We start from the raw sequence: 12218 nt of genomic DNA on the forward strand, positions 1-12218 counted from the left end.
GCGATGTCCTCGACGTTGGCCGAACAGAACAAGGACCAGGATCCCTCATGATTCAAATATGGAAGCAATTCAAGCGCGGGGTCTTGCCGCTGGCCGTGCGTATTGGCCTGGCGCTGCCACTGTTGCTTGGGCTTGGCGCGGTGCTGATGCTGGTTACGATATGGTGGCTTGGTCCGCAATGGGCATGGCGTGAGCAACAACCGCTGGCAAGTGTGGCTCATCGCAGCGTGGCAAGCCTGGTGCTCGTGCTGGTGCCGCTAGTGTGCTGGCTCATGCTGCTCCGCGCGCGCTTTCGCCAGCTGCAGGCAGAACACCGGCAGGATGCTGCCGCCGCAGCGGACCCTGTACTGCCCATTGTTCACAGGCAGGAGCAGGCCTTGAACCAAGGGCTTGCCAGGTACCTGAACAATGGCGGAGGAAGGCGCGCCTTGTATCGCCTGCCATGGTACTTAGTGCTAGGTGAATCGCATGCGGGCAAGAGCAGCTTGATCGACCACACTGATCAGCGCTTTTCCCTTACCCGCATCGATAGAGTTCAGGCCCGTGGCCGGCAGGTAGACGAGCTTGAATACCCGGTGGGATGGTGGATAAGCAACGATGCGGTGATCATCGACCCGCCGGGGGCATTCATCACTCAGGATGGGCCAGCAGATGGGGCGTTGTCTTCAGTGCCGCGCGGAACCCAGGCCCGGTTATGGAGCCACCTGCTGAGCTGGCTGTTGCACAATCGAAGCCAAAGAGGTCTGAATGGCCTGTTGCTGGCTGTTGACCTGCCGGCGTTGCTGCATGGCACGCTCGAGCAACGGACTGCGCTTGCTCATGTGTTGCGTACGCGTTTGCATGAGGTAAGTAGCCAGTTGGGCTCGCGCTTGCCGCTGTATGTCGTGTTGACCAAGTTCGATCTGCTGGATGGATTTGACCAGTTCTACGCCAGGCTGCCGGCCTCCAAGCGCGAAGAGATGCTGGGGTTTACCTTCAAATTGGATGCTGTGGATACCTTCGATGCTTGGCTGGATGAGTTCATTGATCACTATGACAGGATGGTCAACGAGCAATATGAGCAGGTTTTGGACCAGTTGCATTTGCTGACTGATCCATTTCAGCGCGCTCGACTTCAGTCGTTACATACACAATTGACCGGATTGCGACCGATACTGCTGGGTTTTCTGCGCGCAACCTTGGCCAGCGATCGCTTTACCACGCCTGCCTTGGTGCGAGGAGTCTATTGGTCCTCGGTCATGCAGCAAGGGGAAATGCGCAATGCGTTCATCCGCGAGGCCGCACAGCCGTACAAAACGGAGCTACCGCTGAGTGAAGGCAAGGTGCATGGCAAGGCGGTGGTCTACTTCATCCAACACGTTTTCCGGCGGATCGTTCACAAGGAGGCAGACCTTGCCGGGGACAACTTCAGGGTTGCACGTAGCAAGCGCCAGTTACTGTGGGTGGGCTCTGGCGTCGGCGTTCTGGCCTTCGCTATCGCTATTGCCAGCTGGCAGCGCTACTTTGACATCAACGGCACCCAGGCCACCAGTGTGCTTGCCAAGAGTCGGGAATACAGCCAGCACAAAGTGGACCAGCACCTGGACCCCACCGGGCGCAACCTGCTGGGGCCGTTAGACCAGATACGTGATGCGGTCTCGGTGTTTGGCAACTACCGCGCCGCATGGCCGAGTGTCGCGGATTTCGGCCTTTATCAGGGCCGTATTATTGGCCCGCTGGTCGATCAGGCCTATTTGAGCTTGCTATCCAGGCGCTTCTTGCCGGCTTTGGCCAGCGGTTTGATCGAAGCCATGAACGCAGTGCCACCCGGCAGTGAGCAACAAATGGCCGCGCTGAGGGTTTACCGGATGATCGAGGATCGCCCGAGCCGGCGCCCGCAGTGGGTCGAAGATTGGCTGGCCCGGTATTGGCAGCAGGCGTTTCCGGGCCAGGGGCAACTGCAGCGCGACCTTATGCAGCACTTGAAATACGCTTTGGCCTACGCTGATACCGACCTGCCACAGTACCGTCAACGCGTAAGCGAGGTGCAACAGGCCTTGCGCAAAGTCCCCTTGGCGCAACGCGTATATGCCAGCCTCAAGCAGCAGGCTGGGGATCAGCTGCATGTCGGCTTGGATATCCGCAACCAGGTCGGACCGGCATTCGATGTCGTTTACCAGCCCGCCTCAGGCCCCGGTCGGGTGTACCGGGACACACTGCTGGCGCCGTTGCTCACGGCCAAAGGTTTCAAGGAGTACTTCGAGCCACAAAGCCGGCACATCACTGAAATGGCCATGATCGATCAGTGGGCATTGGGCGAGCGCGCGCAACTGGATTACTCCGAGGCTGATCGCCGAGCCCTGACGCAGCGGATTCACCAGCTGTACAGCGCGGATTACATCGATAGTTGGCGCCGGGCGTTACATGCCTTCGCGATAACAGACTTCCAGGACTTGAACCATGGCGTGTCGGTTCTGGAGCAAATGGCTGGGCCAGCAGCACCGTTGCACAGGCTGCTGGAAACCGTACGCGATAACACCGCAATGCAGCCCGTGAACGCGGCGGCGATGGTGCCCGATGTGCGGGTGGCGCTGGGGGATGTTGTCAGCGAAGAGCAACCGCAGGCGATGGGCATACGCCGGGCATTCGCACGCTTGAACGCGCTGCTGGAAGCAAAAGGGGAGCAGCCAAGTTATTACGAAGAAACGCTCGTGGCGATAAGTGCTGTATACGAGTACGCGAAAGTGGTGCAGGACAGCCCAGATCCTGGCAAAGCCGCATTGCACGCGGTACTTCAGCGCTTCGCGCTGACTGGCCCTGATCCGATCGGTACGCTGCAACGCGTGGCAACTGGTTTGCCTGAGCCGCTGAATCAACAGGTCAGAAAACTCGCAGATCAGACTGCCCAAGTGTTGAACATAGAAGCGTTGCGAGAACTGGAGCGGCGCTGGGATGCAGATGTGTACAGCTTTTTCCAGCAGCGGTTGGCCGGGCGCTATCCGTTCGTGGTCCGGGCACCCGATGCTTCGCTGGATGACTTCGAAGCCTTCTTCGGGCCTAGTGGCCGGCTGCAACAGTTTCAGAAGCAGTATTTGCAAGTGTTCCTGAGGGACAACGTTGAGGCGTTGCATAGCGACCAGCACGGTGGTTCGTTGATCCGCAGTGATGTAATCGAGCAATTGGCGGCAGCGGACCGGATACGTGAAACGTTCTTCGATGAGCGAGGTAACCTCAGCGTGTACTTCAGTGTCGAGCCGTTGGGCCTCAGTGCAAATCAGCGCACCAGCCTGCTGGATCTGGATGGTCAGCTTATAGCCTACACCCATGGGCCTCGGCGTATTATCGGCGTGCTCTGGCCCAACACTCAGGGGCAGCAAGTGCGCAGCAACCTCACCTTGCTCAGGCAAAACGGCAATAGCAGCAGCCTGGAGTACCGCGGCCCTTGGTCGATGTTCCGTTTGCTCAGCCGCGGCTCGCTCAACGGGCGGACGGCAACCAGCGTGGATCTAAGTTTCAATACAGGTGATGGTGTGATGCGTTACCGGCTCAACGCTGAAAAAGCCTTCAATCCCATTACCCAGCAGCCTTTCAAAGGCTTCCAGTTGCCACGAGGGTTGCTGCAACAGCCGCCCAAGTTGGCGCAGCTGAGGCAACCGGACGAGCAGCCATTATGAAGGGTCGGTTTCTGCGCAAGCCTTGCAACGACTATGAGTCACTCAACGCCTTACCCACCAAATACCCAAAAGTCATCCCTGGTCCAAGGGTAATACCGCCACTCGGGTAATGCCCACCCATCACACTGTCCATGTCATTGCCCACCGCATACAAACCGGGTATCGGCCGCGCCTGGCGGTCGAGTACCCGGGCCGAGGCATCCGTACCCAGGCCGGCGAAGGTGCCCAGGCTGCCTGGCAGCAGTTTCACGGCGTAGAACGGCCCACGCAGCAGTGGTCGCAGCGAGGGATTGGGGGCCTGCAGCGGTTCACCCTGGGCCTGGTTGTAGGCCGATACGCCCCGCTGGAAAACCGGGTCCTCACCTTGGGCGGCATGGCGGTTGAAGCTGTCTACCGTGCGCTGCAACTGCTCGGCGTCGATCCCACAGTGCTGTGCCAGTTGCGCCAGTGTGCGGCCACTGTGCAGGTAACCGCAGCGTTGATAATGGCGGGTGGGGAAGGGAAAGGGCTTGGCCCAGCCAATGCCATAGCGGCGTTGCGCGGCATGATCGCAGATCAGCCAGGCCTGCACTGGCTCACCCCGCGGCGTGGCGGCGAACAGGGCATTCATGAAGTCATGGTAACAATCGGCTTCGTTAACGAAGCGCCGGCCATCGCGGCGCACGGCGATGAAGCCAGGCTTGGCGCGGTCGATCAAGTGCGGGAAGTGGCCGACACTGCCATCGCGGTGTGGCACCCGCGAAATCGGGGCCCAGGCACCACCTTGTGCGGCAGTCGTAGAAACCAGGCCACCGGCCTGTTCGCCCAGGCGCAAGCCGTCGCCGCTGTTTTCCCTGGGGGCAGCGGAATAATGCCGGTCACCGTCTGGCGCATGCGGCATCAGCTGGGCGATGCGCTGGCGGTCATGCGGGAAACCACCGCAGGCCAGCACCACGCCGCGGCGGGCGTGGATCACCTGGCCGTCGGCAAATAGCGCGCCGCCGACCCGGCCTTCGCCCAACAGGCGGCAGGCCGGCTTGTCGGTCAGCAGTGTCACGCCAAGGTCCAGGGCGCTGCGCAGCAGGCGTGCCACCAGCGCGTTGCCGTTGACCAACTGCAGGCCGCGCCGGTGCAGCAGCAGGTCGCGGCCGTGGCGCAGCAGGCGCTTGCCCACATGTAGCGCGGCCTTGGGCGAGCGCGTGGCGTTGAAGAAGGCGGCCATGTCGGCACCGCCGGCAATGCCCATGCCGGCCAAGCTGACAATGCCCAGCGGTGGGCGAAGTGTGTGCAGCCAGGGCCCGAGCAGGTGGCCGTCGTAGGGCAGTGCGCACAGCGAACGGCCACCGCGCGCGCTGCCGTCGCCGTCGCGCATGTCGGGCATGCGGCTACCGGACTGGAACTGCACGGCGGTGTGGTGCTGGAAGAACGCCACCATCTCCGGGCCATGGCGCAGGAATGCGCACTGGCGTGGGTCCAGCTCGCTGGCGTGGGTTTGCGCGCGCAGGTAGCGCTCTGGGGCATCGTCAGCCTCGACGATGCCTTCGGTGATGGCCAGCGGGTTGCGCGGTATCCACAGCCAGCCCCCCGACCAGGCGCTGGTGCCGCCCAGTTGGCTGGCTTTTTCCGCGACGATCACTTGCAGGCCGTGATGCGCGGCGGTAACGGCGGCAGCCAGGCCGGAGGCCCCGGAGCCGATGACCAGTACGTCACATTCGAGGGGTTGCATTGTTGGGGTCCGCTCAGGCTTTACAGGGAGGTGGTGTGTGGCTTACTGCAGCGGCGAAAAAGCGGTGGGCCGCAGCAGCCGCGACTGCAGGTGCAGCACCGCGCCCAGCTCGCGGTTGCGCCGCGAAAACTCCGCCCAGCGCGGGTCCGCTGCCATGGCGGCGCGCCGTGCCATGCGCTCGTCGAGACTGGCATAACCCCAGATGTGCACCACCTGGTTTACCTCGCCGAACTCGCTGGTGAAAAAGCCGACCAGGTTGCCCAGGTGCGCGCTTTGCACCTCCAGTGCGTGGCTTTGGTACAGCGCCAGCCAGTCGGCCATTTTCAGCGGGTCGAGGGTGTAGGTTCTCAGTTCGTAGTACATGCGGGAGTCTCCATGTGGGTGGTCGGCGCCTGCAGGCGCGGGGCAAGGTGGCTGGCAGCAAGCCAGCCGAACGTGAGGGCAGGGCCCACGGCAATACCGGGCCGGGTCGGCATGGCGTCAGATCTCCAGCGGCGTGACGCCCATGAAGGCGCCCAGGTGGCCCAACTGGGCGAAGGCCATTTCCGGGCCGGTCTGGACCGCGCAACCAACCTGTCGTGCGCGGTTCAACAGCGGGGTGATTTCGGGTGAGGTGACCACGTCGGCGACCAAGGTGTCGGGCTGCAAGGTGGCGAGCAGGGCGGCAGACAGGGGCAGCTCTGCGCTGCCGCCCATACCGACAGGGGAGGCGTTGACCAGTAGGTCGAAGTCTTCCAACCCGTCGACCCGGGTGGCGATTACGACCTTGGGGAAGCTCTTGCCGAGCAGTTCGCGTACAGCGCCCATACGTGCTGCGCTGGGGTCGCTGAGGGTGATGCTGGCGATGCCAGCCTCGCCCAGGGCATAGGCGATGGCACTGCCGACCCCGCCACAACCAATCACCAGCGCACGCTTGCCCGCCGGCTCGAAGCCATGTTTGCGTGCGGCGCCCAGAAAACCGGCGCCATCCACGTTGTCGCCCAGCAGGCGCCCGTCACGCTCACGGCGTATTACGTTGACCGAGCCGACGGCAGCTGCGCGTTGGCTAAGGCTGTCCAGGCGGCAGGCCATGGCCTGCTTGTGCGGCACGGTGACCACACAACCGCGCAGGTTCTGCCAGCCGCGCAGGGTGCCGGCAAAGGCGTCCAACGCGGCTTCGTGCAGGTCGATGGGCAGCATAGCGAGGTTGCAATTGTTGTTGGCGAACCAAGTGTTGAAGTTTTCTGGCGACTTCACTTGGGCAATGGGCGACCCGACGATGGCGACCAGTTCCGTAGCACCACGAATCATGCTGACCTCCTTATTGGCGTTGTAGTGGCGGTAAGCGTGATGCAGGCGGGCTTGGCGGAACAATGCGCTTGTCAGTGAGTTAGTGCGATAATCGCAGCCATACTCCGGTTATCGCACTAATCGGGCGTTTTTGGTTTCAGCCTGAGAATCGAACGCATGAACACGCCAGACATCCATCCCCGTGACCTGATTGCCGGCTTGCAGAAAGGCCTGGCCCTGATGCAGCTGTTCAGCGTTGATCAGCCGCGCTTGAGCGTACCGCAGGCAGCGAGGTTGTCCGGCCTTACCCCCAGTGCCGCCCGGCGCTTTCTGCTCACCTTGGTGCACGAGGGGTTTGCCGAAACCGACAGCCGCGAGTACTGGCTGACGCCCAAGGCCTTGCGCCTCGGCCAGGCCTATGTGGACTCGGCGCAGCTGCCGCGCATGCTGCGCCCGATCGTCGAGCAGGTGGCGCGGCAAACCCAGGAGCATGTGTCGGTGGGCACCCGTGATGGTGACGAGATCATCCACTTGGTGCGCAGCCGTTACAGCCATGTGACTTCGTTGTCGATCAGGCCGGGTTCGCGAGTGCCGATGTATTGCACGGCGGGCGGGCGGGTCTGGTTGGCCTGGCTGGATGAGGACCAACGGGATGACTATTTCGCCCGCAACCCGCTACGGGCATTGACGCCTTATACGCAGACGGATCGGGCGCAGTTGGAGGCGGAGTTGCTGCGGGTGAAGGGGCAGGGGTTCTGTATCGTTGATCAGGAATATGAAATCGGCATGCGTGTATTGGGGGTGCCGCTGTTGGACCGGGCTGGCCGGTTGCAAGCGACGCTGACCATCACTACCCATGCTTCGCGGTTGAGTGTGGATGAGATACGCCTGCGCTATTTGCCGACCTTGTATGAGGCGCAGGCGTTGTTGCGGCCGGTTCTGGATTGAACGCAATGGCGTTTTGTGCGAGCGGGTTTGCCTGCGAACACCGGCGAAGCCCGTACCAACCCCCACTCCGACATGGTGCTCAACACGTCTACTCCACCGCCTCGGCCACCCCTTGGTCTTCCCCTAGGAAGCCGCCACTCTGGTGCTGCCACAAACGCGCATAGGTGCCATTTTTCGCCAGCAGTTCGGCATGCGTACCTTGTTCGATGATGCGCCCTTCATCCATCACGATCAGCCGGTCCATGGCCGCGATCGTCGACAACCGATGGGCGATGGCGATGACGGTCTTGCCCTGCATCATTTCATCCAGGCTTTCCTGAATAGCAACTTCGACTTCCGAGTCCAGCGCGCTGGTGGCCTCGTCAAGCAAAAGAATCGGCGCGTTCTTCAGCATTACCCGGGCGATAGCAATGCGCTGGCGCTGGCCGCCGGACAGCTTGATGCCACGCTCGCCCACCAGGGTGTCGTAACCGCTGTGGCCTTGGCGGTCGCTGAGCTGGCTGATGAAACCATCGGCCTGGGCATTGGCCGCGGCGCTGCGGATTTGCGCCTCGGTCGCATCGGGGCGGCCATAGGCGATGTTGTCACGAATCGAGCGGTGCAGCAGCGAAGTGTCCTGGGTGACCATGCCGATGGCGCTGCGCAGGCTGTCTTGCGTAACCTGGGCGACGTTCTGGCCGTCGATGCGGATTGCCCCACTGTCCACGTCGTAGAAACGCAGCAGCAGGTTGATCAGCGTGGATTTACCCGCGCCCGAGCGGCCCACCAGGCCGACCTTTTCGCCGGGATGGATGTGCAGGCTCAGGTCGTTGAGCACCTGGCGCTCGCCGTTGTAGTTGAAGCAGACCTGGTCGAAGGTCACCGCGCCGCCACGGGTAACCAGCTCGGTGGCACCCGGTGCATCCTGCACCTTGGGGCCGCGGGTGAGGGTGGCCATGCCGTCTTGCACGGTGCCGATGTTTTCGAACAGCGAGGTCATCTGCCACATGATCCAGTGCGACATGCCGTTGATGCGCAAGGCCATGGCGGTGATCGCCGCCACGGCGCCGGTGCCGACCTGGCCCTGGTGCCATAGCCACAAGGCATAGCCGCCTGCAGCCAAGATCAGGCCCACCACCAGCGCCTGGTTGACGATCTCGAACTGGCTGACCAAGCGCATCTGGCGAAAGCCGGTGTGCTTGAAGTCCTCCATGGCCGCGCGCGCGAAATGCGCTTCACGTTTGGAGTGCGAGAACAGCTTCACCGTGGTGATGTTGGTGTAAGCGTCCGACACCCGCCCAGTCATCGAGGAGCGCGCATGGGCCTGTTCCTGGCCGACCTTGCCCAGGCGTGGCACGAAATACAGCATGGCCAGCCCGAACAGCACGATCCAGGCAATGAACGGCAGCATCAACTTCAGGGCGAAGCCACCGGCCAGGGCGATGATCGCGATGAAGTACACGCCGATGCCGGGCAGGATTTCGATGACCGTGAACAGCACTTCGCGCACCGCCAGTGCCGTTTGCATCACCTTGGTGGTAACCCTGCCAGAGAACTCATCGGAAAAGAACGACAGGCTTTGGCGCAGCATCAGGCGGTGGAAGTCCCAGCGCAGGCGCAGCGGCAAATTGATCGCGAGCACCTGGTGCTGCACCATCGTGCGCAGCGCCACCAACCCGATACTGGTCAGCAGGACGATAGCGATCGCCCACAGCACATGGCTTTCCTGGGCGCTCGCGGTGCCGCCGGCCTGCCAGGCCGCGAGCAGGTCGACCACTTGGCCGAGGAAGGCGAACAGCCAGGCTTCGTAAATCGACACTCCGGCACTGAGCAGCGCAAGCGCCAGGATGTAGCCGCGCGCCCCTCGGGTACAGGCCCACATGAAGCGCACTAGGCCAACCGGTGGCGGCGGGGCCTCGTCGGGGGGGAAGGGGTCGAGCCGTCGTTCAAAAATACCCAGCATGCTTGCTTGTCTCCCAAGGTCAGCGTTTGCCCAGTCGCTAACCATACAGAACACTCAGGCCTGCGTGGGTTCGTAGCGTTTTTTGATGGCGAGAATGTTGCCGACAACCCCACAGTGGCGCTTGACAGAGCCAGCCTATCAGCCCGTAACAGCCACTCTATTAGAACTCTGCCCAAGCTCGGCTAGTCTTTCCCCTGGCCCCGCGAGTTCCGCGAGCGGGCAGCGTTTGAGCACCTGTGTGCAAGAGCGCAGGCACCCGCCGTGACAGTATCGCAAGCCCGTGTAGACCTGATGAGGGGTAGCACGAGCGCCTCCGCTCGGCTGAAAGAACACCTGGCATAGACCGGAAATCTGGATAACCGACCCAAAGGTACCCGCAGATGTCGAACGAATCGAAATGCCCGTTCCATCAAACCGCAGGTGGCGGCACCACCAACCGTGACTGGTGGCCTGACCAGCTCAACCTGAGAATTCTTCACCAACACGCTTCCAAGTCCGACCCGATGGACCCGGATTTCGACTATGCCAAGGCGTTCAAGAGCCTCGACTTTCAGGCCCTGAAAAAAGACCTGACAGCGTTGATGACCGACTCGCAGGACTGGTGGCCGGCCGACTTCGGCCACTATGGCCCGCTGTTCGTGCGCATGGCCTGGCACAGCGCCGGTACCTACCGTATCGGCGATGGCCGGGGTGGTGCGGGCTCCGGCCAACAGCGCTTCGCCCCGCTCAACAGCTGGCCGGACAACGTTAGCCTGGACAAAGCCCGGCGCCTGCTGTGGCCGATCAAGCAGAAGTACGGCAACAAGATCTCCTGGGCCGACCTGATCGTGCTCACCGGTAACGTCGCCCTTGAATCCATGGGCTTCAAGACCTTCGGCTTTTCCGGCGGGCGTGCCGATGTGTGGGAGCCGGACGAAGATGTGTACTGGGGTTCGGAAAAGGTCTGGCTGGGCGGAGACACCCGGTACGGCAAGGAACAACTCAAGGCCCAGCCGCCAGGCCAGGGTGACCTGGTAGCCGAGCCGGCCAAGCACCCAGAAGAGGAAAGCCGCGACCTGGGGGGCGAGCGCAACCTGGAAAACCCGCTGGCCGCCGTGCAGATGGGGCTGATCTACGTGAACCCGGAGGGCCCTGAAGGCACGCCGGACCCGGTCGCCTCGGGCAAGGACATCCGCGAAACCTTCGGCCGCATGGCCATGAACGATGAAGAAACCGTGGCCCTGATCGCCGGCGGCCACGCCTTCGGCAAGACCCACGGCGCCGGCCCCGCTGACAACGTCGGCCCCGAGCCGGAGGCGGCGGGCCTGGAGCTGCAAGGCCTGGGTTGGGCCAACACGTTCGGCAGCGGCAAGGGTGGCGATACCATCACCAGCGGCCTGGAAGTGACCTGGACCTCGACCCCCACCCAGTGGAGCAACGAGTACCTCAATAACCTGTTCAACTTCGAGTGGGAACTGACCAAGAGCCCGGCGGGCGCGCACCAGTGGCGGCCCAAAGAAGGCAAAGGGGCAGGGACCGTGCCCGATGCCCACGACCCGGCCAAGCGCCATGCGCCATCCATGCTCACTTCCGACCTGGCGCTGCGCTTCGACCCGATCTACGAGCCGATCGCCCGCCGCTTCAAAGACAACCCTGAGCAGCTGGCGGACGCCTTCGCCCGCGCCTGGTACAAGTTGATCCACCGCGACATGGGCCCGCTGGCGCGTTACCTGGGCCCGGAAATGCCCAACGAAGAATTGCTGTGGCAAGACCCGCTGCCCAAAGCCGACTATCCGCTGGTGGGCGAGCAGGACATTGCCGCGCTCAAGGCCAAAGTGCTGGCGACGGGCTTGAGCGTTGGCGAGCTGGTTGCCACCGCGTGGGCGGCGGCATCGACCTTCCGCGGTTCAGACAAGCGTGGTGGCGCCAACGGTGGCCGCCTGCGCCTGGCACCGCAGAAGGACTGGCCTGCGAACCAGGGCACGGGCAAGGTATTGGCGGCACTTGAGCAGATCCAGGGCGAGTTCAATGCCGGTGGCAAGAAAATCTCCCTGGCCGACCTGGTCGTCCTGGCAGGTGCAGCCGCCGTGGAAAAGGCTGCCAAGGACGCCGGGCACAACCTTCGCGTGGCGTTTTGCCCGGGGCGTGTCGATGCCTCTCAGGCACAGACCGACGTCGAGTCCTTCGCCGTGCTGGAACCGTTGGCCGATGGCTTGCGCAACTTCACCAAGGCCCGCTACAGCGTCAAGGCCGAGAAGCTGCTGCTGGACAAGGCGCAGTTGCTAACCCTCACCGCGCCTGAACTGACCGTGCTGGTCGGCGGCCTGCGCGTGCTTGGCGCCAACCATGGCGGCAACCGGCAAGGTGTGTTCACCGATAAGGTCGGCACCTTGAGCAACGACTTTTTCCGCAACCTGCTGGACATGGGGGTGGAATGGAAGCCGACCTCGGCGGACAACGAGGCCTTCGAAGGCCGTGACCGCAAGACCGGGCAAGTGAAATGGACGGCTAGCCGGGTTGACTTGGTGTTCGGTTCGCATGCCCAGTTGCGGGCGTTGAGCGAGGTGTATGGCAGTGATGATGGCGGTGACAAGTTCGTCCGCGACTTTGTGGCGGCCTGGGAGAAGGTGATGGAGCTGGATCGTTTTGACCTGAAATAACGGCACCGGGCACTGGGGCGCTTTGCGCCCCATGCTTGCCAGGGCTGGACCATTTCGCTCTT

General features: G+C 62.7%; 7 protein-coding genes. 3 read left to right on the forward strand and 4 right to left on the reverse strand.

Annotated elements, in window-relative coordinates; translation table 11 throughout:
- The first annotated feature begins 47 nt into the window (after positions 1 to 47).
- On the forward strand, positions 48 to 3653 hold the full coding sequence (tssM, locus tag DV532_RS10540) for a type VI secretion system membrane subunit TssM (RefSeq protein WP_056800834.1): 3606 nt from the start codon (positions 48 to 50) through the stop codon (positions 3651 to 3653).
- 31 nt (positions 3654 to 3684) lie between these two features.
- Here tssM and DV532_RS10545 read toward each other — a convergent pair whose 3' ends face one another.
- The 3 genes from DV532_RS10545 to DV532_RS10555 form a co-directional block, all read right to left on the reverse strand.
- Positions 3685 to 5358, reverse strand: coding sequence for an FAD-dependent oxidoreductase (locus DV532_RS10545; protein ID WP_056800836.1), 1674 nt, complete (start codon positions 5356 to 5358; stop codon positions 3685 to 3687).
- A 42-nt stretch (positions 5359 to 5400) separates the two neighbouring features.
- Positions 5401 to 5721 carry an NIPSNAP family protein gene (locus tag DV532_RS10550; RefSeq protein ID WP_056800838.1) on the reverse strand — a complete coding sequence of 107 codons (321 nt, stop codon included), beginning with the start codon at positions 5719 to 5721 and terminating at the stop codon, positions 5401 to 5403.
- 117 nt (positions 5722 to 5838) lie between these two features.
- On the reverse strand, positions 5839 to 6648 hold the full coding sequence (locus tag DV532_RS10555) for a shikimate dehydrogenase (RefSeq protein ID WP_056800840.1): 810 nt from the start codon (positions 6646 to 6648) through the stop codon (positions 5839 to 5841).
- A 156-nt stretch (positions 6649 to 6804) separates the two neighbouring features.
- Here DV532_RS10555 and DV532_RS10560 point away from each other — a divergent pair, with 156 nt between their 5' ends.
- A complete protein-coding gene (locus DV532_RS10560; RefSeq protein ID WP_056800842.1) occupies positions 6805 to 7575 on the forward strand; it encodes an IclR family transcriptional regulator in 771 nt (256 codons plus the stop codon).
- Positions 7576 to 7663: 88 nt separating this feature from the next.
- Here the strand turns inward: DV532_RS10560 and DV532_RS10565 are convergent, their stop codons facing one another.
- Complete coding sequence (locus DV532_RS10565) at positions 7664 to 9517, reverse strand: ABC transporter ATP-binding protein (protein WP_056800843.1); 1854 nt, start codon at positions 9515 to 9517, stop codon at positions 7664 to 7666.
- A gap of 380 nt (positions 9518 to 9897) precedes the next feature.
- Between DV532_RS10565 and katG the strand changes: the two genes are divergently transcribed.
- Complete coding sequence (katG, locus tag DV532_RS10570) at positions 9898 to 12156, forward strand: catalase/peroxidase HPI (RefSeq protein ID WP_056800845.1); 2259 nt, start codon at positions 9898 to 9900, stop codon at positions 12154 to 12156.
- Positions 12157 to 12218 lie beyond the last annotated feature (62 nt).

The organism is Pseudomonas sp. Leaf58, from assembly GCF_003627215.1.
In the GTDB taxonomy this organism is placed as follows: Bacteria; Pseudomonadota; Gammaproteobacteria; order Pseudomonadales; family Pseudomonadaceae; genus Aquipseudomonas.